The organism is Actinophytocola sp. NPDC049390, from assembly GCF_044466355.1.
Lineage (GTDB): Bacteria > Actinomycetota > Actinomycetes > Mycobacteriales > Pseudonocardiaceae > Actinophytocola.
On sequence record NZ_JBITMQ010000006.1, the window covers coordinates 26,976 to 48,075 of the forward strand.

At 71.8% G+C, this 21,100-nt stretch carries 17 protein-coding genes; 10 read left to right on the plus strand and 7 right to left on the minus strand.

The annotated features are described in order from the left end of the window. Positions 1 to 521: 521 nt before the first annotated feature. Both ACIBVP_RS18725 and ACIBVP_RS18730 read right to left on the minus strand, forming a co-directional pair. Complete coding sequence (locus ACIBVP_RS18725; protein WP_396107410.1) at positions 522 to 1,727, minus strand: D-arabinono-1,4-lactone oxidase; 1,206 nt, start codon at positions 1,725 to 1,727, stop codon at positions 522 to 524. Further along, positions 1,728 to 4,469: an AAA family ATPase gene (locus ACIBVP_RS18730; RefSeq protein ID WP_396107411.1), complete on the minus strand. Its 2,742-nt coding sequence runs from the start codon at positions 4,467 to 4,469 to the stop codon at positions 1,728 to 1,730. Between the two features lie 46 nt (positions 4,470 to 4,515). On the opposite strand from ACIBVP_RS18730, the gene ACIBVP_RS18735 reads away from it, so the two are divergent. Together ACIBVP_RS18735 and ACIBVP_RS18740 are read left to right on the plus strand one after the other, a co-directional pair. Then, the gene (locus ACIBVP_RS18735; protein WP_396107412.1) at positions 4,516 to 5,379 is read left to right on the plus strand and encodes a LysR family transcriptional regulator; all 864 of its coding nucleotides are present in this window, start codon (positions 4,516 to 4,518) and stop codon (positions 5,377 to 5,379) included. Between the two features lie 73 nt (positions 5,380 to 5,452). Further along, positions 5,453 to 6,511, plus strand: a complete 1,059-nt coding sequence (locus ACIBVP_RS18740; RefSeq protein ID WP_396107413.1) for a tartrate dehydrogenase — start codon at positions 5,453 to 5,455, stop codon at positions 6,509 to 6,511. On the opposite strand, the gene ligD (ACIBVP_RS18745) is transcribed toward ACIBVP_RS18740, so the two are convergent. Genes ligD (ACIBVP_RS18745) through sigJ form a run of 5 tightly spaced genes read right to left on the minus strand, consistent with a single transcriptional unit; the run spans position 6,477 to position 10,928 of the window. Next, the gene (gene ligD / locus ACIBVP_RS18745; protein WP_396107414.1) at positions 6,477 to 7,391 is read right to left on the minus strand and encodes a non-homologous end-joining DNA ligase; all 915 of its coding nucleotides are present in this window, start codon (positions 7,389 to 7,391) and stop codon (positions 6,477 to 6,479) included. The genes ACIBVP_RS18740 and ligD (ACIBVP_RS18745) overlap by 35 nt on opposite strands. Beyond that, the gene (gene ligD / locus ACIBVP_RS18750) at positions 7,388 to 8,305 is read right to left on the minus strand and encodes a non-homologous end-joining DNA ligase (RefSeq protein ID WP_396107733.1); all 918 of its coding nucleotides are present in this window, start codon (positions 8,303 to 8,305) and stop codon (positions 7,388 to 7,390) included. The genes ligD (ACIBVP_RS18745) and ligD (ACIBVP_RS18750) overlap by 4 nt, the downstream gene beginning before the upstream one ends. A gap of 14 nt (positions 8,306 to 8,319) precedes the next feature. Then, complete coding sequence (locus tag ACIBVP_RS18755; protein WP_396107415.1) at positions 8,320 to 8,892, minus strand: DNA polymerase ligase N-terminal domain-containing protein; 573 nt, start codon at positions 8,890 to 8,892, stop codon at positions 8,320 to 8,322. Next, the gene (locus ACIBVP_RS18760) at positions 8,889 to 9,998 is read right to left on the minus strand and encodes a Vms1/Ankzf1 family peptidyl-tRNA hydrolase (protein ID WP_396107416.1); all 1,110 of its coding nucleotides are present in this window, start codon (positions 9,996 to 9,998) and stop codon (positions 8,889 to 8,891) included. Before ACIBVP_RS18760 ends, ACIBVP_RS18755 begins: the two co-directional genes overlap by 4 nt. Positions 9,999 to 10,049: 51 nt before the next feature. Beyond that, positions 10,050 to 10,928, minus strand: a complete 879-nt coding sequence (gene sigJ / locus ACIBVP_RS18765) for an RNA polymerase sigma factor SigJ (protein ID WP_396107417.1) — start codon at positions 10,926 to 10,928, stop codon at positions 10,050 to 10,052. A gap of 109 nt (positions 10,929 to 11,037) precedes the next feature. Here sigJ and ACIBVP_RS18770 point away from each other — a divergent pair, with 109 nt between their 5' ends. From ACIBVP_RS18770 to ACIBVP_RS18805, 8 genes are all read left to right on the plus strand, one after another. Next, on the plus strand, positions 11,038 to 12,702 hold the full coding sequence (locus ACIBVP_RS18770; RefSeq protein ID WP_396107418.1) for a beta-N-acetylglucosaminidase domain-containing protein: 1,665 nt from the start codon (positions 11,038 to 11,040) through the stop codon (positions 12,700 to 12,702). A gap of 24 nt (positions 12,703 to 12,726) precedes the next feature. Further along, on the plus strand, positions 12,727 to 14,535 hold the full coding sequence (locus tag ACIBVP_RS18775; RefSeq protein WP_396107419.1) for an MBL fold metallo-hydrolase: 1,809 nt from the start codon (positions 12,727 to 12,729) through the stop codon (positions 14,533 to 14,535). Further along, on the plus strand, positions 14,532 to 16,181 hold the full coding sequence (locus ACIBVP_RS18780; protein WP_396107420.1) for a hypothetical protein: 1,650 nt from the start codon (positions 14,532 to 14,534) through the stop codon (positions 16,179 to 16,181). The genes ACIBVP_RS18775 and ACIBVP_RS18780 overlap by 4 nt, the downstream gene beginning before the upstream one ends. 67 nt (positions 16,182 to 16,248) lie before the next feature. After that, entirely contained in the window at positions 16,249 to 17,589 is a 1,341-nt protein-coding gene (locus ACIBVP_RS18785; RefSeq protein WP_396107421.1) for an extracellular solute-binding protein, read from the plus strand. 129 nt (positions 17,590 to 17,718) lie between these two features. Further along, on the plus strand, positions 17,719 to 18,681 hold the full coding sequence (locus ACIBVP_RS18790) for a carbohydrate ABC transporter permease (RefSeq protein ID WP_396107422.1): 963 nt from the start codon (positions 17,719 to 17,721) through the stop codon (positions 18,679 to 18,681). After that, positions 18,681 to 19,574: a carbohydrate ABC transporter permease gene (locus tag ACIBVP_RS18795; protein WP_396107423.1), complete on the plus strand. Its 894-nt coding sequence runs from the start codon at positions 18,681 to 18,683 to the stop codon at positions 19,572 to 19,574. The genes ACIBVP_RS18790 and ACIBVP_RS18795 overlap by 1 nt, the downstream gene beginning before the upstream one ends. After that, the gene (locus ACIBVP_RS18800; RefSeq protein WP_396107424.1) at positions 19,571 to 20,530 is read left to right on the plus strand and encodes an ROK family protein; all 960 of its coding nucleotides are present in this window, start codon (positions 19,571 to 19,573) and stop codon (positions 20,528 to 20,530) included. Before ACIBVP_RS18795 ends, ACIBVP_RS18800 begins: the two co-directional genes overlap by 4 nt. Beyond that, positions 20,527 to 21,096, plus strand: a complete 570-nt coding sequence (locus tag ACIBVP_RS18805) for an SIS domain-containing protein (protein ID WP_396107425.1) — start codon at positions 20,527 to 20,529, stop codon at positions 21,094 to 21,096. The genes ACIBVP_RS18800 and ACIBVP_RS18805 overlap by 4 nt, the downstream gene beginning before the upstream one ends. Positions 21,097 to 21,100 lie beyond the last annotated feature (4 nt).

The window sequence follows — 21,100 nt, forward strand, 5'->3', positions numbered from 1 at the left end:
GGCCCGGGCCCAACCGACCCACCACAACCACCGGTACCCCCAGGCCCAGACCCAAGGCCCCCCTCAGAACCAGACCCCCTAGGCCCAGCAGGCCCATAACCCCGCGAGTCGCGCCCCCAAACCCCGCGAGTCGCGCCCCCAAACCCCGCGAGTCGCGCCCTCAAACACCGCGAGTCGCGCTCTCGGACACCGCGAGTCGCGCTCCCGGACACCGCGAGTCGCGTCCTCAGACACCGCGAGTCGCGCTCCCGGACACCGCGAGTCGCGTCCTCAAACACCGCGAGTCGCGCTTCCAGACAGCGCGAGTCGCGCTCTCGGACATACCGAGTTGTCGGCTTCGTGCACATCGCCAGCGCACGGCGTCTGCACGAAACCGACAACTCGGCATGCCTGGGGACGCGACTCGCGGTGTCCTGGGACGCGACTCGCGGTGTTTCTGGGCGCGACTCGCGGTGTTCTGGGGCGCGACTCGCGGTGTTCTGGGGCGCGACTCGCGGTGTTTCTGGGCGTGACTCGCGGGGTTAGGTCAGGTTGTCCAGGAATGGGTTTGTGAACTTGTTTTTCGGGTCGTGGTGGGTGCGGAGTTCTGTGAAGTCGGTCCACTTTGGGTAGCGGGGGCTGATTTCCTTGGTGTGGAACAGTTTTCCCCAGTGGGGGCGGGCGCCCAGTGGGAGCAGGGCCGACTCGATGGCTGGCAGCAGGGCCGTTACCTCCGGGACGTTCAGGTGCCACGTGAAGTGGATGGCCAGTACGTCTCGTCCGCACGCCGGGGAGAGCCACAGCTTGTCCGCCGCGACCGTGCGCAGCTCCGTGATCTGCAGCAGCGGTGCGATCCGTGGCGCCATGTCCCGCAGTCGCGTCAGCGCCTCCACCGCCGAGTCCCTGGGCAGCAGGTACTCGCTCTGCAGCTCCGCGCCGGCGCTCGGCTTGTGGCCCAACCTGAAGTGCGGCAACCGGTCCAGCCACGGCCCCGGTACGCCACCCTGCTCGGTCACCGCCGCCACCGACTCGCCCGCCAGCATGTGCACCGGCTCAGGAGCGGCCTTCGCGTCGAAGGGCAGGGACGCGGGGCCGGTGCTCTTCACCCACACCTGCGCGGGCCCGGTCCAGTCGGTGAACACGCTCACGCTGTAGCCGCACGCGAACACCCCGTCCAGCTCGCCGACCACCGACGCCCACGGCACGTCCACCCACACCTGTTGCCGCACCTCGAAAGTCGGCCGGACGTCGAGCGTCACCGTGGTCACCACGCCGAGCGCGCCCAGCGCCACCACGCTGCCCGCGAACTCCGGGTCACCCCGCCACAGCGTGCGCGACCCGCCCGACGCGGTCACCAGTTCCAGCCCGGCCACGGCCGTCGACAGGCAGCCGTTGCCGTCACCGGAGCCGTGCGTACCGGTCGCGATCGCGCCCGCCACCGAAATGTGCGGCAGTGACGCCATGTTCGGCAGCGCGAGCCCGCGCTCGGCCAGGAACTCGGCCAGCACCCCGTACCGGACCCCGGCGGGTACCGACACCTGGTTCCCGGTCACGACGATCTCGGCAGGCAGGTCCTCCAGCGACACCAGCGTGCCCGGCCCGTCCGCCAGGTCGTTGAACGAGTGCCGCGACCCCAGCGCACGCACCCGGTCCCGGTCCGCCACGAGTTCCCGCAGCGCGTCGACCGACCGTGGCCGCGCGACCTCCCGCGCCCGGTACGCGATGTTGCCGGCCCAGTTCTGCTCCACCTACGCGTGCTCCTGTCTGTGCGCGAGAGCGGCCGCCTGGATCCTGCTCTTCACCCCGAGCTTGCGCAGGATGTTGGAGACGTGCACGCTCGCCGTCTTCGTGCTGATGAACAACTCCGCCGCGATCTCCGCGTTCGTCTTCCCCTGCCCCACCAGGGAGAAGATCTCCGCCTCACGGGCGGTCAGCCCCAGCGGCGGCACGGTGCCCGACGTGACGAGCCTGGCCCGTCCGGCCAGGGCCGCGATCCGGTCGGCCAGCGGTGCGGCCGACAGCGTCGACGCCGTCGCGGCCGCCGACGCCAGCAGCTCGCCGGCCCGCGTGCGGGCGCCCCGGGCCGCCAACAGCGCCTCGGCCTCACGGAACCGGGCGTACGCGGTCACGTACACCTCCGGCCCACCGTCCACCGCGGCCCACGCCGCCGCGTCCGGACCGCGGCGTTCCGCCTCCGCCAGCGCCACCGCGCGCAGCGTGCGCGGCAACGCCACCGCACCCCGCGCCTCGAGCGACGCCCGGTGCGCACGGCCCGCCGCCAGCAGTTCGTCGGCCGCCGCCGTGTCCTGCATCGCCATGGCGAGCCAGACGCCCGTCGCGACGAGCCGGGCGACCAGCCACATGTCCTGCGCGGCCAGCGCGGTCTCCAGGCCCGACCTGACGACCGTCAGCCCGTCGGCGTGCCTGCCCTCCGCACCGGCGAGCCGTGCCCGCAGGTGGGCCAGCTCGGAGCCGTACTGCGCGTCGTCCTGGCCGTCGAGCACCGCACCCGCCCTGGTCAGCAGCTCGGCGGCGGCACCCGTCTCGCCCCGGCGCAGCAGCACCTCGGCGCGCGGCAGGTCCACGAAGATCCAGTTGAACGGGTCGGCGGCCGGGTCGTCCGGGTCGCCGGAGGTGTCGAGTGCCTCGTCCCACCGGCCCAGCTCGGCGAGCGCGCGCACCACGTTGCCGACGATCGGCAGCAGGTAGATCGTGAAGCCCAGCTCGCCCGCCCGGGCGACGCCGTCGCGGGCCAGCGCCAGCGCCTCGGTCTGCCGGTCCGCCCAGATCAGGCTCTCCGCCGTGTTCACGTACCCGACGCCGACGAACCGCGGCACCCCGGTGCGCGCGCCGAACTCGCGGTGCCGCGCCAGGTACGTCATGCCCTCCTCGACGTGCCCGAGCATGACGTGCGCGGTGCCGAGCGCGGTCAGCGCGCGGTTGCGGGGCACCAGGTCCTCGTCCGGGCTCTCGGGCGCGAGCGGCAGGATCCGTTCACCGTGCCGTATCGCGTCCAGGTGCCGCGCGCCCAGCATGTCCAGCATCATCTGCCACGCCTCGACCCGCAGCCGCGCCGGTGAGCCGTCCGGCATGAGCCGCACGGTCTCGGCGCTCGCGTGCCGCGCCAGCTCCCAGTTGCCGACGCTGCGGGCCTGGTAGGAGAGCTGCTCGTAGGCGTGCGCGATCCGTTCGGGAGCACGCAGGTCGGCCAGCCGCTGCCGGGTCAGCTCCACGGCGCGCTGGTTGTGCCCGGCGAGGCTCGCTGCCTCGGCCGCCCGCTCGAGCAGCTGGTCGTGGTCGACGCCGGCCACCGACTCGGGGCCGGTGACGTCCGGCCAGCGGCGCAGTGCCCGTTCGTAGTGCGCGTGCGCGGCCGCGGGGGCGTGCCCGTCGGAGGCGCCCGCGGCGGCCAGCACCGCAGCGGCCAGCGCCGGTTCCGCCTCGCCCGCCGCGTCCCAGTGGTGGGCCAGCTCGGCCGCGTGCGACCTGGCCAGCTCGGGACGTGCGGTGAGGCCCCGCGCGACGGCCGCGTGCGCCTGACGTCGTTCGCCCGGCAACAGTTCCCGGTACAGCGCCTCCTGGATCAGCGCGTGCCGGAACGCGTAGGCGTCCGGTTCGACGATCACCAGCTGGCCGTGGTCGATCAGGTCGCGGACCGCGCCGTCCAGGTCGTCGGCCGGGACCAGCGCGGCGAGCAGGTCGTGTGGGACGGTCCTGCCGACCACGGACGCGAGCCGCGCGAGCCGCTGCGCGGGCGCGGTCAGCCGGGCCATGCGGGTCATGATGATCTCGCGGACCGTCCTCGGCACGGTGTTGCCCTCGGCCAGCAGCTCCTCGGTGAAGAACGGGTTGCCCTCGGCACGGGCCATGAGCGTGTCGACCAGCTCGGTGGGCGGCGGTGTGCCGAGGATGCCCGTCGCGAGCGCCGCCACGCCGTCGCGGTCCAGCGGTGGCAGGTGGAGGCGGGTGGTGTGCCGGGACCGGGACAGCTCGGCGACGAGCGCGGCGACCGGGTGGTGTGCGGGCACCTCGTCCGCGCGGCAGGTGACGATGATCAGCACCGGCGCGGTCGCGAGCGCCCGGTGCAGGAACAACAGCAGGTCACGGGTGGCGGCGTCGGCCCAGTGCAGGTCCTCGACCACCAGCACGACCCGTTCGCCCGCGGCGCGGATCGCGTCGGCGATCCTGCGGTACTCGGCGGCCCGGTCACCCGCCGCGGGGCCCGCGGTGCCGGTGAACAGGTGGGGGAGCGCCTCGACGAACGGCGCGTACGGGATGTCCGCCTCGAACTGCAGGCAGCCGCCGGTCAGCACGGTCGCGCCGGTCCGCTCGGCGAACGCGCGGACCAGCCGCGTCTTGCCGACGCCCGCGTCGCCGTCGACCAGCACCAGCCGTGTGTGCTGTTCGCTCCGCGCGGCGGGCTCACAGGCGAAGAGGGCGGCGAGCTCGGCTCGCCGCCCGACAAGTTCCGGCACCGACACCCGCGCCACGCGGTGCAGTATGTCCCAGATGTGGTTTCGCCCATAGCCTCCATGCATGGACGTGCGCCAGTTGCAGTACTTCCTCGCGATCGTCGACCACGGGAGCGTGCACCGGGCCGCGCAGGAGCTGTTCGTGGCGCAGCCGTCCGTGTCGCAGGCGCTGCGGGCGCTCGAACGCGATCTGGGCACCGAGCTGTTCCACCGCACCGGCCGCAGCCTGGTGCTCACCCCGGCCGGGGAGCGGCTGATCGACCCGGCGCGCGAGGTGCTGCGCGGGGTCGAGCTGGCCCGCGCGACCGTCGAGGCCGTCCACGGGCTGCGCGCGGGCCGGCTCGTGATCTCGTCCATGCCGTCGCAGGCGGTGAGCCCGCTCGCGGCGATGATCAGCCGGTTCCGCGCCGAGTACCCGCTGGTGGAGGTGGCGGTCCGGGCCGCGGCCACCCCGCCGGAGGTGATCGCCGCGGTCCGCGCGGGCACCGCGGAGCTGGGCATGCTCGGCGCCCCGCACCTCGGTCCCGAGCTGGCCGGGCTGGCCGTGCACCGGCTGGAGACGCAGGCGTTCGTGCTGGTCGCGGCCACCGAGGCGGACCTGCCCGCCGGTGAGCGGGTGCCCGCGGAGGCGTTGGCGGGGCAGCGGCTGATCGTCGGCCAGCCCGGCACCGGCATGCGCCGCGTCGCCGACGACATCCTCCGCCGGGCCCGGGGCTCGCGGATCGCGGTGGAGATCGAGCACCGGGAGGCGGTGCTGCCGCTCGTGCTGGCGCGGGTCGGCGTCGCGGTGCTGTCCGAGTCGTGGCGGGAGATGGCGAGGGCGGCGGGCGCGGTGGTGCGCGACCTCGCGAGCGACGAGGTGCTGCGGGTGTGCCTCGTGCACCGCGACGGCCGCCTGAGCCCGGCCGCGGCCGCGTTCCTGCCCTGATAGGTGCTGCCTATCGCTCCGACAGGTAGGTGGTCTTGGCCCGGGACACCCCGTATCCGTTTGACTTCTGGTCATGACCGACCACCGCATCGCCCTCATCCCCGGCGACGGCATCGGCGCCGAGGTGCTGCCGCCCGCCCGTGCCGTTCTCGACCGCGTCGGCGCCCGCCACGGCGTCACGTTCAGTTACGACGAGTTCGACTGGTCGTGTGCTCGTTACCTCGCCGAGGGGGCGATGATGCCCGCCGACGGACTGGACCGCCTCCGCCACCACGACGCGATCCTGCTCGGCGCGGTGGGCTGGCCGGGCGTGCCGGACCACGTGTCGCTGTGGGGTCTGCTGATCCCGATCCGGCGGCGGTTCCGGCAGTACGTCAACCTGCGGCCGATCAAGGTGTTCGAGGGCGTGCCGACCCCGGTCCGCGGCGCGGAGCCGGGCATGGACTTCGTGGTCGTGCGGGAGAACGTCGAAGGCGAGTACTCGGAGGTCGGCGGCCGGTTCAACCGCGGCTTCCCCGACGAGATGGCCGTCCAGGAGGCGATCTTCACCCGCCCGGGTGTCACCCGGATCCTGGACTACGCGTTCGAGCTGGCGGCAACGCGCCGCGGCCACGTCACCTCGGCGACGAAGTCCAACGGGATCGTGCACACGATGCCGTTCTGGGACGAGCTGGTCGCCGAGGCCGGTGCCCGTCACCCCGGCGTCGAGTGGCGGCAGGAGCACATCGACGCGCTGGTCGCCAAGATCGTGCTCGACCCGTCGCGGTTCGACGTGATCGTCGGCTCGAACCTGTTCGGCGACATCCTCTCCGACCTGGCGGCCGCGGTGGCGGGCAGCATCGGCATCGCCCCGGCGGGCAACATCGACCCGACCCGCGAGTTCCCGTCGATGTTCGAGCCGGTGCACGGTTCCGCGCCGGACATCGCGGGCCAGGGCGTGGCGAACCCGCTCGGCGCGATCTGGTCGGCGGCGATGATGCTCGACCACCTGGGCCACCCGGAGGCGGCTTCCTCCGTGATGGACGCGTTGACGAACGTGCTGGCGACCTCCCCGGTCCGGACCAGGGACCTCGGCGGCACCGCGTCGACCGCCGAGTTCACGAAGGCGGTGCTCGACGCGCTGCCGGGCTGACGCCCGCCCCGCGGTCCAGCGCCGTGCGGGCCGCGGTCGCCGACGCGGCGTGGTCGGCCATGTCCGACCACGGATCCCTCTTGCGGCGCCGGCGAACGCGGTCCGGGGTGAACCCGTCCGGCTCCACCCGGCTCAGCTCGTCCCACGTGACCGGCGTCGCCACCCCGGCCGCCGGGCGGGCCCGCAGCGTGTACGGCGCCACGAACGTCTGGCCGTACGCGTTCCGGTTGACGTCCAGGAAGATCCGGTCGCCGCGCTTGTTCTTGCGTTGCGCCGTCGTCAGCAGGTCCGGATCGGCCGCGGCGACGTGATCCGCCAGCTCCGACGACAGCGCACGCGCCTCCTCCCAGCCCGCACTCCGGTCCAGCGGAGCCGCCACGTGGAAGCCGCGCCCACCCGTCGCCTGCACGTACGGTGTCAGCCCCACCTCGCGGTACACCGACGCCAGCCGGCGTGCCACGTCCCGCAACGTGCGCACCGGCACCCCGGACGGCGGGTCGATGTCGATCACGAGGCGATCCGGGTGCTCCAGGTCGTCCATCGTGGACAGCCACACGTGGAACTCGATCGTCGCCTGGTTGGCCAGGTAGACCAGCGTGTCCTCGTCGTCGCACACGACGTGGTGGATCGTGCCGCCCTGTCGTTGCGGCACCTCCTCCACCCGCACCCAGTCCGGGAAGTGGTCCGACGCGTCCTTCTGGAAGAACCCGCCGTCGCCGGTGTCGTCGCCGATGCCGTCCGGGTAGCGGCGCATCGTCAGCGGCCGACCCGTCAGGTGTGGCAGCATCTTCGCCGCCACCCTGCGATAGTGCTCGATCACGTCCCCTTTGGACAGTCCGGCGTCCGGGAAGAACACCTTGTCGAGGTTGGACAGTTTCACGGCACCTCCCGTACCACGTCGGTCGGCGACTTGTCGTCGCGCAGTCCCGTGAACCTGGGATGGCGTAGCCGCCCGTCCGTCGTCCACTCGGTGAACCCGATCTGCGCCACCAGCTCCGGCGCCACCCAGTGCACGTCCGGCTCACGCACGCGGTCCGCGAACGGGCTCCGGTCGACCGCCAGCCCGCGCATCCGCGCCCGCAACGACAGCAGCGCCGACCGGTCGTAGCCGGTGCCGACCTTGCCCGCGTACCGCAGCCGGTCACCGTCGTAGTAGCCGACCAGCAGCGCGCCGAACCCAGCCCGTGAGCCCTTCGGGTCCGTGAACCCGCCGACCACGAACTCCTGGTCCCGGACGCACTTGAACTTCAACCAGTCCGCCGAGCGGCCCGGCTGGTACCGCGAGTCCACGCGTTTCGCGATCACGCCCTCCCAGCCGCGCCGGCAGGCCTCCTCGAAGTAGGCCTCCCCCTCCGTGTCCCGGTGTGCCGACAGCCGCAGGGGATCGGTGAACGTGAACGCGCGTCGCAGGATGCGCTTGCGTTCCCGCAACGGCGTGCTCCGCAGGTTCTCGCCCTCGTACGACAGCAGGTCGAACAGGTAGTAGTACACCCGCACCCCGGTCGACGCGATCCGGTTCCGGCCGGTCAGGTTGATGCGTGGCTGCAACGCGGCGAAACTCGTTCTCGCACCGTCGAACGCGACGATCTCCCCGTCCGCCACGAAGCGCGGGCCGCCGTGCGCAGCGAGTGCGTCGGCCAGTTCGGGGAAGCTGCCGTCGATGCGTTTCTCGTTGCGGGACCACAGCTCCACCGCGTCACCGTCGCGTGGGGCCAGTGCGCGCACGCCGTCCAGCTTGCGCTCGAACAGCCAGCTCTCCGACGAGAACCGGCGGTCCGTGAGTGTCGCGAGCATCGCCTTCGGCGCGCTCACTCGAAGTCCTCGTTCACGTGACCGGACAGCACGGACTCCGGTTTGGTGCGCGCGGGTTTCGCCCTGCGGTCGGCGCCCTTGTCGTCCTTCTTGACGAGGAGCCACTTGTCGCCGCCTCCGGTACGGGTCATGGAGAACGCGCCCGACAGCTTCTCGCCGTCGAGCCACACCGTCAGGTGACCGTCCTCGACGGCCTGGGACATGGGCGCAGGCGTGTTCCGCCTGACGCCTGTCAGGTTGCGGTAGGTGCCGGTGTCCCACACCACGACCGTGCCCTTGCCGTAACCCTCGGCGATGCGACCCTCGAACTCGGCGTACTCGATCGGGTGGTCTTCGGTGCGGATCGCCAGCCGCTTGTCCCTGGGGTCGAGCGACGGGCCCTTCGGCACCGACCACGACACCAGCACCCCGTCGACCTCCAGGCGGAAGTCGAAGTGCAGGGTCGACGCGTCGTGCCGCTGGACGACGAACCGGTCGCCACCCCGCCCGCGCCCGCGGCGCCCGGCGGGTTCGCCGGACGCCGCGGTGTCGCGCTTCGACCGGTACTCGGTCAGCTTGTCCTTGCTCATGGCCGGTGCCGGAGCAGCGCTCCGACGCCGTCCCGCAGCGGCACCGGCTCGCCGCGCACGTCGGCGCTGACCAGGTCGGCACCCACCAACAGCGCGGCGGCGGGCAGTGCCTCGTCGGCCTGTGCCCGGCCGACCTGCCGGGCACCGACGGCACGCAGCTCGTCCTCCTTGAGCGCCACCGTCCTCGGCTCGGCGCTCGTCCACACCACCGTGTCGTGGAGGGCCTGGTCGGCGCCGAACACGACGGCGGCCGCGTTGCCCTCCCGCAGCGCGGCGGTCGTCTCGGCCAGCCCCTGCACGGCGAGGCCGCGGTCGGCGGCCAGCGCGGCGCGGAACTGCTCGACCACCTCGTCCTGCTCGGCCCGCGACCGTTCGGCGGCGAGGCTCGCGACGATCCGGTCGAAGTCGGCGCCCTCGTTCTCGCGCCGGCCGGAGGGCGCGGCCAGGATCTCCCGGCACCGGGGCGGCAGCTCCTCCGCCACCTCCGCGACCACGGCCGACTCACCCGCGACCACCAGCAGACGGGCGCCGACCTCGTCGACCAGCCGCGCCAGCTCCTCGGCGACCCTGCGAACGTTGCGGTGCACGGTCTCCTCGACGTTGTGCTGGATGCGCAGGTGCGACCAGCCGCCCCCGCGGACCTTGTGCACCGGGTGGTCGTCACCCTCCGTGCTGTGGTCGGTGCGCACCACACCGTCGGCGTCGACCGCGCGCACGTCGGCGCCGGTCTTGTCGACTCGCGCGGCGACGTGCGGAACCTGACCGGTGTCAAGTTCCACGAGCGGCAGCAGGTACGGGCACAAACCCACCCTGGTGACCGGTGCCGGTGGCGGGCCCGCGAGCGTGCGGTCCAGCAGGACCTCGCCTCCCGCGGCGATCAGCAGCCTGCCGACGCGCCCCTCGCCGGGCGGGGCGTTCCGCACGGCCTCGTCGAGCGCGGCGAGCGTCTGCTCGTCGGCGCCCTTCTCGGCCAGCTCCCCGCGCGCGGCACGCCAGCGCAGCTCCTGCTCCCGTGCGGCGTTCGCGGTGTCGTGCGACCCGTCCAGGTGGACGGTCGCGAACGGGCCCTGGTGCGCCAACACCCGGCGCAGCTCACCGGTGTTCATCTGTGCGCCTCCTTCCGGTCCGGCGCACCGGGTACCCCTTCGCGGCGGTGGTCATTCCAGTACGAGCGCGGCCACCCGTTCCGGATCGGCGAGGATGTCGATCTCCGCGATCCGCCCGCCGACCACCGTGAAACCGAACACGACCTGCGGTTTCCCCGCGCGCCGGAGCACCATGCCCGCCGCGCCGTTGACCAGCGCGGGCTCGCCCGTCGCGGTCTGCCCGGCCCGCCGGAACAGCAGCGCCTGCCCGGCCACGGCCTCGGCCCCGCGCACGGTCCGCAGCGCACCGCCGGGCACGGCACCGTTGTCGGACCGCAGCACCACGTCCGGGTCGAGCACGGCAACCAGCCGGTCGAAGTCACCGGCGTGGGCCGCCGCGAAGAAGGCGTCGACCACCACACGCTGCCTGGACAGGTCCGGGTCGGGCGTGGTCGACACGCCCCGCACCCGCCGCCGGGCGCGGCTCGCCAGCTGCCGGGTCGCGGCACTGGAGCGGCCGACGACCGACGCGATCTCGTCGAAGGGCAGCCCGAACATGTCGTGCAGCACGAACGCGAGCCGCTCGGCCGGGTCGAGCGTGTCCAGCACGACCAGCAGAGCGAGCCCGACGGAGTTCGCGAGCAGCGCCTGGTGCTCCGGGTCGAACCCGTCGGCGCGGCCGACCACGGGGTCCGGCAGGTGCGGTCCGGCCGGTTCCTCGCGGCGGGCGCGCCGTGACCGCAGCATGTCCAGGCACACCCGGCCCACGACGGTGGTGAGCCACCCACCGAGGTTCTCGACGTCGCTCGTGTCCGTCCTGGACAGCCGCAGCCAGGCCTCCTGCACGGCGTCGTCGGCCTCGGTGAGGGAGCCGAGCATGCGGTACGCCACCGCGCGCAGGTGCGTGCGATGCCCCTCGAACCGCTCGGCGAGCCAGTCGTTGTCGTCCATCAGTCCTCCGTGGTGGTCCTACCGCACTGACGCGCCGGACGCGAGGAATGTGACCAGCCGCTGGTCGCACGGGCGGCCGCGGGCCGGGGAGCGGCTACGGTGCGTGGGTATGGGTTCGATCATTCCGCCGCCTCGGCGGCTCATTCGGCATGGCGGCACCGTTCCGTTCCCCGGCCGCGTCGCTCTGACCGGGGTGACCGGCGCGGATCGGGCGGCGGAGAACGTCGTGCGGTCCGCGCTCCACCGGGCAGGGGTGTACCGGATCGAGGTGCCCGACCCCGACCTCACGATCCGCTTCGCCCGCGGGCCCGGCGCGCCGGAGGAGTACCGGGTCGTCGTCCAGGCGGGAGAAGTCCTGCTCGAAGGCGCCGACGACACCGGAACCTGCTACGCCGCACACGTTTTCGCTCGCCTGCTGGCCGACGGGCTGCCCGCCGTCACCGTCGAGGACCGGCCCGGGATGGCGTGGCGCGGGTCGATCGAGGGTTTCTACGGCACCCCATGGACGCACCGGGAACGTCTGGCCCACCTGGACTTCCTCGGCGCCCACCGCATGAACGCCTACGTCTACGCCCCCAAGGACGACCCCTACCACCGCGACCGCTGGCGCGAGCCCTACCCGTCCGACGAGCTGTCCCGGCTCGCCGAGCTGGTCGACCGGGCCAACGCCAACCACGTCAGGTTCGTCTTCACCGTCTCGCCGGGACTGTCCATCCGCTACAGCGAACCAGCCGATCTCGACGCGCTGCTCGCCAAGTTCGCGGCCGTGAAAGCACTGGGCTGCGAGCACTTCTGCGTCGCGCTCGACGACATCGACCCCCGGCGCTGGCACGACCCCCGCGACGAGGCCGTGCACGGCCACCTCGGCGCGGCGCACGCGTGGCTGGTCAACCGGGTCCGCGGATGGGCAGGGGTGCCGGTCCAGTTCGTGCCCACCGAGTACCACGGGCTCGCGGAAACCCGGTACAAGAAGGAGGTCCGCGACCTGCTCGCGCCCGACACCGCCGTCTGGTGGACCGGTCACGACGTCGTCCCGGCCACGATCACCGTCGACGAGGCGCGGCAGGCCCGGGAGCTGTTCGGGCACCCGATCCTCGTGTGGGACAACTACCCCGTCAACGACTACATCCCCGGCCGGGTCCCGCTCGGGCCCTACGACGGCCGCGACAACGGGCTCTCCGCGCACGTCGAGGGCGTGCTCTCCAACCCGGCCAACCAGGTCGCCATGAGCACGGTCGCGTTGCGCGCGTTCGCCGAGTACGGCTGGGACGACACCGGTTTCGACGCCACCGCCGCGCACCGGCGCGCACTCGCCGACCTGGCCGGCGGCCGGGCGGACACGCTGGCCGCGCTCGTCGCGTTCGCCGACCTCAACACCCGCGACGACCGGCTGCACCACGAGCAGGCGCCCGAGCACGCGGCCGCTCTCGCCACGATCCGTGCCGATCTCGACAACGGGAAGCGGGAGGACGCGCTGTCCCGGCTCACCCTGCTGGCAGAGCGGCTCATCGCCATGCCGGAGCGGGTCGCGGCCGCCGACGCGCGGTTCGCCGTCGAGGCGCAGGCGTGGCTCACCGCCGCCCGGTTGTGGGGTGAGGCGCTCGCCGCGCTCGTGCCGGTGATCGAAGACGGCACCGGGCACGATCACGTGCGACGGCTGATGGCCGCCGCCGCGGGTGTGCGGGACGACCGGCGGCCGCACCACAAGGGCGGCGTGCACGTCGGCGACGGTGTGCTGGACGCGTTTCTCACCGCGGTGCTGGACGGGTCCTGACCGTGTGTGGCAACGTTGCCACACATGCTGGCCGACGGGGTCCACCTCTTCCGTGACACCTGCAACGTCTACGTCCTCGTCCGTGACCGCGACGCGGTCCTGATCGACTTCGGCGACGGCGCGGTGCTCGACCACCTCGCCGACTTCGGTGCCGACCGGGTCACCGACGTGCTCGTCACGCACCACCACCGCGACCAGGTGCAGGGCCTGCACCGGGCGGTCGCGCACGGCGCGCGGATCTGGGTGCCGCCCGTCGAGCGCGACCTGTTCGACAAGGTCGACGCGCACTGGCAGCAACGCCCCGTCCACAACTACTACGACCTGCGCCAGGACCGGTTCTCGCTGCTGGAGCCGGTCCCGGTCGCGGGCACGGTCCCCGAGTACCGCACGCGCCGGTTCGGCGGGTTCGACGTCACGACGGTCCCTACGCCCGGCCACACCCTGGGCTCCGTGTCCTACCTCGTGGACGTCGACGGCAGGCGGCTCGCGTTCACCGGCGACCTGATCCACAGCGCGGGCAAGGTGTGGTCGCTCGCCGCGACCCAGTGGTCGTACACGGCGCTCGAAGGCGTCAAGTCGACCGTGCTGTCGCTCTACGACCTCGGTGCCCGGAGTCCCGACCTCGTGCTGCCCTCGCACGGCGACCCGATCGACGACCCGCGGGCCGCGTTCGACCTGCTGGAACACCGGCTGTTGGCCTACAACGACTCCCGGCACGACAAGCCCTGGGACGCGCGCGGCCAGTGGGAGCACCCGTTCGAGGAGCTGAGCCCGCACCTGCTGCGCAACCGGACCAGTTTCGCGACGAGCTACGTCCTGCGCTCGGACACCGGTGCCGCGCTGCTGATCGACTTCGGGCTCGACATGATCGTCAACCTGCCGACCGGGGACGACCGGTCGTCGCGGCGGCCGTGGCTGCCCTCGCTCGGCCCGCTGCGCCGCGACTTCGGGGTCGAGCGGGTCGAGGTCGCGATCCCCACGCACTACCACGACGACCACGTGGCCGGGTTCAACCTGTTGCGCGAGGTCGAGGGCACGCGGGTGTGGTCGGCGGCGGCGGTCGCGGACGTGCTGACCACGCCGAACCGCTACGACCTGCCGTGCCTGTGGTACGACCCGATCCCGGTCGACCGCGTGGTGGAGACCGGTGTTCCCGTGCGGTGGCACGAGTACGAGCTGACCATGTACCCGCTGCCCGGGCACACGATGTACGCGGTGGCCATCGCGTTCGAGGTGGACGGGCAGCGGGTGGTCGCGACCGGTGACCAGCAGACGACCACGTGGCGGCCGGGGGAGCGGACCGAAGTCCTGAACCTGCAGTACAAGAACCGGTTCCGCATCGACGACTTCACCAGGAGCGCTGCGCTGTACCGGAAACTCCGGCCGGACCTGATGATCAGCGGGCACTGGGAACCACGCCGTGTCGACGACGCCTACCTCGACCACCTGGAGGAGAAGGGCGCCGAGCTGGCCCGCATCCACCGCGAGCTGCTCCCGCTGTCCGAAGTGGACTTCGACGCGGAGGGTGTCGGCGCCTGGCTGCGGCCCTACCAGGTCACGACCGGCGCGGGCGTCCCGTTCCCGGTCGAGGTCGAGGCCCGCAACCCGTTCGCCGACGCCGACGAGGTGACGATCGCCCTCGTCGTCCCCGACGGCTGGCGCACCGAACCGGCGTCAGCCACCGCCGAGGTGCCCGGCCGCGCGACGGAGACCTTCGAGTTCGTCGTGACACCGGGGGAAACACCGCGCAGGCGTGCGCGCATCGGCGCGGACCTGACGGTCGGCGCGACCCGTTTCGGCCAGCACGCGGAGGGTTTGGTGGACGTCCGATGAAGGTGACACTCAACGAGAAGCGCGCGGTCGTGACGATCGAACACGGCGGCGTCCGGTGGTTCCAGCTCCGTCTGCTGTCCTCTGTGGACACGTTGCGGGGGCCGGACGAGACCCTGGCCGTCACCGCGACCGAGCACGGCGACCGGATCGTCACACGGGCGACCAGCACCCGTTGGGACGAGCGTGTCACCGTCCTCGAGACCCATCCCGACCGCCTGGAGATCACCACCACCGTACGGGGCCGCGGCGACATGCTCACCGCGCACCTGCTCGGCGGCCACCGCCCTCCGGCGGGCTTCCTGCCCAGCGGCTCCGCGCTCGACACGGTGTTCTCACCCAACCCCGACCACCCACGCCGCGTCCTGCGTCCTGCCGTCGAACCCGCCGTCATCGCCGTGACCGGCGACGGCGCCGAACCCGGCGTCGGCCGCTGGCTGTTCTGCCCGGCGCCCTGGTGCTACGCGGTCTCCCGTGCGGACCGCTGGACCGCCATGGGTCTCGCCGCGCCGATCGACGAGCAGACCTTCACGTCGTTCCACTACGCGGCGGGCACCGACGGTTTCACACTGCGCCTCGACTACGAGGGCCACACCCGCGTCGACGGCGAGTTCACCTTGCCGACGCTGGTTTTCCAGTTCGGTCACGACACCCCGCAGGACGCCATCCGTGCCCACGGTGACTACCTGCGGGACCGCGCACTCGCCCCGCCGGTCCCCACCGAACGGCACCGGCACTGGCTCGAACCGATCTTCTGCGGCTGGGGCGCACAGAGCGCACGTCCCGGCGTCACCCAGGACGAGTCGACGCAGGTGAACTACGACCGCTTCCTCGCCCACCTCGCCCGCCACGACGTCGTCCCCGGCACGGTCGTCGTCGACGACAAGTGGGCCGCGCACTACGCCACCTGCCGCGCCGACGAGCGCAAGTGGCCCGACCTGCGTGGCTGGATCGCCAAGCAGCACGCCGAGAACCGTCGCGTCTTGCTGTGGTGGAAGGCCTGGGACCCCGACGGCGCGCCGCCCGAGGCGTGTGTGACCCTGCCCGACGGCACCCCGGTCGCGCTCGACCCCGAGCACCCGCTCGGCGAGCAGGCCGTGGTCGACGCCGTCACCCACATGCTCGGCGACCTCGACGCGGACGGCCTCAAGGTCGACTTCCTCGCGAAGACCCCGAGCGGGACCGCACTGCGGCACGCGGGCCGCCGCTGGGGTTCCGCGCTGCTGCACCACCTGCTGAAACTGGTGTACGACACGGCGAAGTCGGTCAAACCCGACGCCCTGATCGTCACCCACACCCCGAACCCCGCGTACGCGGATGTCACGGACATGATCCGGCTCAACGACATCCGCATGCTCGACGCGATCGACCCGGCGGGCCCGGTCGTGCCACACATGCGTTACCGCGCCTCGGTCGTCACCGCCGCGCTGCCGGGCATGCCGGTCGACAGCGACGGCTGGTGCCTGCCCGATCGCGCGGAATGGCGTGCCTACCTCGACATCCAGGCAGAACTCGGCGTTCCCGCGCTGTACTACACGGACCGGATCGACCTCTCCGGCGAGGAGCTGACCGGCGAAGATCTCGCCCAGGTGGCACGCCTGTGGGGGACTTACCGACACACCCTTGACGAGCCCACCACGTCGTCCTAGCGTGTGGCAACGATTCCATGTGGGATCGTTGCCACATCTTTCCCCTCAACGACGCGGAGGAAGTGCCATGCGATTCCCACGGGTGGCGGCGTTATCGGCGGCATCAGCGCTGGTCCTGGCCGGTTGTGGCGGCGTCGGCGGCGGTGACGACGAAGGCGCGGGTGGCGCGGTCACCCTCACCACGATGGGCTTCGGGCTCGGCGACGAGATCGCCACCGTGCGGGCGGACCTGGCGAACAAGGCCATCGAGCCGTCGAAGGTCAAGGTCAGCGAGAACGCCTTCGACCCGCAGCAGTTCCTGTCGGCGGTCGCGTCGGACAACCCGCCGGACCTGGTGTACATGGGCCGCGAGAAGCTCGGCACGTACGCCGCGCGCGGCACCATCGAACCGCTGGAGAACTGCGTCGAGAAGGAAGGCATCGACCTCGACCAGTACCGCGATCCGGCGCTCGAGGAGGTCACGCTCGACGGCAAGCTCTACGGGCTGCCCGAGTTCTACAACAACCGCGTCATGCTGATCAACGACGCGTCGGTGCAGAGCGCCGGGCTCACCCCGGACGACGTCGACCCGAGCGACCGGAACAAGCTCGCCACCGTCACCGACCAGCTCACCAAGCGCGACGGCGACAAGCTCGCCCGCATCGGCTTCGACCCGAAGATCCCCGAGTTCCTGCCGGTGTGGGCCAAGGCCAACGGCGTCGACATGCTCAGCGAGGACGGCAAGACCGCCAACCTCGACGACCCGAAGCTGATCGCGGCGCTGGAGTACACGGTCGGGCTGATCAACAAGCAGGGCGGCTGGGGCTCGTTCAAGGCCTTCCGCGACTCGTTCGACCTGTTCGGTGACAAGAACCCGTTCGCGACCGACCAGCTCGCCGCGTTCCCGATGGAGGACTGGTACCTCAACGTGCTCTCCGAGGTCTCGCCGGACCACAAGCTCACGGTGAAGCCGTTCACCGACGAGCAGGGCAAGCCCATCGACTTCGTCACCGGCTCCGCGTGGGCGATCCCGGCCGCGGCCAAGCACAAGGACCAGGCCTGCAAGTGGATCAAGACGATGACGGACTCGGCGACCTGGATCGCGGCCGCGGAGGCCCGCGTCGAGAAGCGCAAGGCCGAGGGCACCGCCTTTACCGGCGTCTACACCGGCAACGAGGTGGCCGACGAGAAGATCTTCGGTGAGCTGGTGCAGCTCTCCGACAGGCCGGTCTACGACAACGCCGTGAAGGCCGTGCTGGAGGCCCAGGAGCACGCGTTCTCGCTGCCCGCGTCGCCCGCGGGATCGGAGTTCCAGACCGCCTGGCAGGACGCGGTGAACCGGGTGCTGTCCGGGCAGCAGTCCCCGGCCGACGCGATGAAGCAGGCGCAGCAGGAAGCCCAGACGGCACTCGACAACGCGGCGAAGTAGTCATGCTGCCACCGGCCACCGACCGCGTGAGCGTGAGCGAGCGAGCGGACGCCGTCTGGACTGACGAGCACGGAGATCCCTGCGCGAGGAACGAGCCCAGGGATCTCCGCGCGCAGGAGGGAAGACGGCGTGCTAGCGAGTGAGCGGAGCGAACAATCAAACACCGCGCGCGTCCGCCGCTGGGCGCGTGGTTTCCGGGACCGGGACACCTGGGCCGCGTACGGGTTCATGACGCCGTGGCTCATCGGGTTCGTCGTGTTCCTCGCCGGCCCGATGATCATCAGCCTGGTGCTGTCGTTCACCGACTACGACGGGTTGCGCGAGACCAGCAACGTCGGCATCGCGAACTACGAGCAGCTGCTCAGTGACCCGAAGATCCGCAGGAGCCTCTCCAACACCGTCATCTACGCGATCATGATCGTGCCCGGCACGATGGTCGTCGCGCTGGGGCTCGCGATGATGCTCTCCCGGGTCGGGCGGCGCTCGGCAGGGGTGTTCCGGACCCTGTTCTACCTGCCGGAGGTGACACCGAAGGTCGCGGTCGGCGTGCTGTTCCTGATGCTGTTCAACGGTCAGGTCGGTCTGGTGAACGGTGCGCTCGGGCTGGTCCGCATCGACGGCCCCGACTGGAGCACCGACCCGGCGTGGGTGAAGCCGGGGCTCGCGCTCATGCACATCTGGTCGGTGGGCGGCACGGTGATCATCTACCTGGCCGCGCTCAACAACGTGCCACGTGACCTGTACGAGGCGGCGGAGCTGGACGGGGTGTCGGCGTGGCAGCGGTTCCGGCACATCACCGTGCCGATGATCAGCCATGCGTTGTTCTTCACGCTGATCGTGCAGACCATCAACGCACTCCAGACGTTCGACGAGGCGTACGCCGCGTTCTACGGCAGTTCCGCGTCGGCCACCTACTCGTCCGACGCGGCGCTGTTCTACCTCGTGTACCTGTTCCAGCAGGCGTTCCAGTTCCTGCACATGGGTTACGCGTCCGCGATGGCGTGGCTGCTGTTCGTCGTGATCATGGTGATCACCGCGATCCAGATCAAGGTGAGCAAGCGGTTCGTCTACTACGAGGGCGGTGACCGCTGATGGCCACCACCACGACGGCGCCCGCCCGCCCGGCACCCGTGCCCGAACGCGGCCCCAAACCCGTGCCGGCCACGAAGAGCAGGGTGTTCTTCTGGATCGGGCTGACGGCCGCGTCGGTGGCGTTCCTGTACCCGTTCTGGTGGGTGCTGACCGCGTCGCTCAAGCCGCGCTCGCAGGTGTTCGACAACCTGATCCTGCCGAGGAACTGGGCGTTCGCGAACTACCTGAGGATCTGGGACGCCGCGCCCGTGTGGACGTGGTTCGTCAACAGCGTCACCGTGTCGCTCGCCGCCGCGGTGGCGGTGACGTTCTCCAGCGCGATGGTGGCGTGGGCGTTCGCCTACTACCGGTTCCCCGGCCGCAACGGGTGGTTCGGGCTGGTGCTCGCCACCATGATGCTGCCGGGCGCGGTGACGATGATCCCGGTCTACCTGATCTGGAACTCGGTCGGCCTCGCCACCACGCAGGTCCCGCTGTGGGCGTCGAACCTGTTCGGCAGCGCGTTCTACATCTTCCTGCTGCGGCAGTTCTTCCTCGGCCTGCCACGCGACCTGTTCGAGGCGGCGAAGATCGACGGCGTCGGGCACTTCGGCCTGTTCTGGCGGATCGCGGTGCCGCTGTGCAAGCCCGCGCTGATCGTGACGTTCGTGTTCGAGCTGAAGGCCAGCTGGTCGGACCTGCTCAAACCGCTGATCTACCTGCGGGACGTGGAACTGTTCACGTTGCCGCGCGGGCTGAAGGCGATCTCGGACCGCTTCGGGCAGGCCGGCGAGCAGCAGTGGGAGATCGTGCTCGCGGGCAGCGTCATCACCGTGCTGCCGATGGTGATCGTGTTCTTCCTGGCCCAGCGGCACTTCCTCCACGGCATCGCCACACAGGGGCGCAAGGGATGACCGCTCCGGGGGTGCTGGCGCTCGACATCGGGGGGACCAAGCTCGCGGCCGGGCTGGTCGACGCGACGGGGCGGGTCCGCTCGTTCCTCGTCGCGCCGACCCCGGACGGCCCGGGCCCCGCGCTCGACGTGCTGTTCGCGTTGGGACGCAAGGCGGTCGCCGACGCCGGCGCGGACTGGCCGGAGGTGGCGGCGGTGGGCATCGGCTGCGGCGGCCCGCTCGACGCGGACCGCGGTGTGCTGCTGTCCCCGCCGCACCTGCCCGGCTGGGTGGACGTGCCGGTGACGGCGCTGGCCGCCGCGGCGTTCGGGCGCCCGGTGGCGCTCGACAACGACGGCACGGCGGCGGCCGAGGCCGAGCACCGTTTCGGCGCCGGGGTCGGCACGTCGCAGATGGTGTACCTGACGCTGTCGACCGGGGTCGGCGGCGGCGCGGTGCTCGACGGGCAGGTGTACCGGGGCGCGACCGGCAACGGCGCGGAACTGGGGCACGTCGTCGTGGACTGGCGCGGGCGCGCGTGCCGGGGGTGTGGTGGCCGGGGGTGCCTGGAGGCGTACGTCTCCGGCACGTCGATCGCCGAGCGGGCCAGGGAGCTGCTCGACGACCGCAGTTCGCTGTCTGCCCTCGACTCGTTGACCGCCGCCGAGGTCGCCGCGCACGCGTCGGCCGGTGACGCGCTCGCGTCGCGGGTGTGGCGGGAGACCATCGACGCGCTCGGCACCGGGCTCACGTCGATCGTGAACATGTTGGAACCGGAACTCGTCGTGCTGGGCGGCGGGGTGACCCGCTCCGGCGACGCGCTGATCGTCCCGGCCAGGGACGCGGTGCGTGCCGCCGCGATGACACCCGGCGGCAGGTCCGTGCGGGTCGAGAGGGCCGCGCTCGGCGACCGGGTGGGTGTGGTGGGTGCCGCGGCGGTGGCGATGCGCCGCTTCTTCAGGGAAGGGATGTCGTGAACGAACTCGCGGACCAGTTGGCCGACCACGTCGGGCTCGCCTCCCGGGTGGGAGAACTGCTGCCCGAGCTGTCCACAGTGGCCGACCTGCTGATCAGGACCTACGAACGCGACGGGCGGCTGTTCACGTTCGGCAACGGCGGCAGCGCGGCCGACGCGCAGCACCTCGCCGCCGAGCTGATCGGCCGCTACCAGCGCACGCGCAGGCCGCTGCCCGCGCTCGCGCTGACCGTCGACCCGTCGGTGCTCACCTGCATCGCCAACGACTTCGGCTACGACGACGTGTTCGCCCGCCAGGTCGCGGGCTTCGTCCGGCCGGGCGACATGGTCATCGCGTTCTCCACCAGCGGACGCTCCGAGAACGTGGTGCGCGGCCTCGCCGAGGCGAGGAAGATGGGTGCCACCACGGTGTTCTTCGGTGGCTCCGGCGGCGGGCCCGCCGCGGAACACGCCGACCACGCGCTCGTGGTCGACTCCAAGCAGACCGCACGGATCCAGGAAATGCACCTGCTGCTCCTGCACCTGCTCAGCGAGCGGGTCGACGCATGGGCCGCCGGGGAGGGGTGACGAG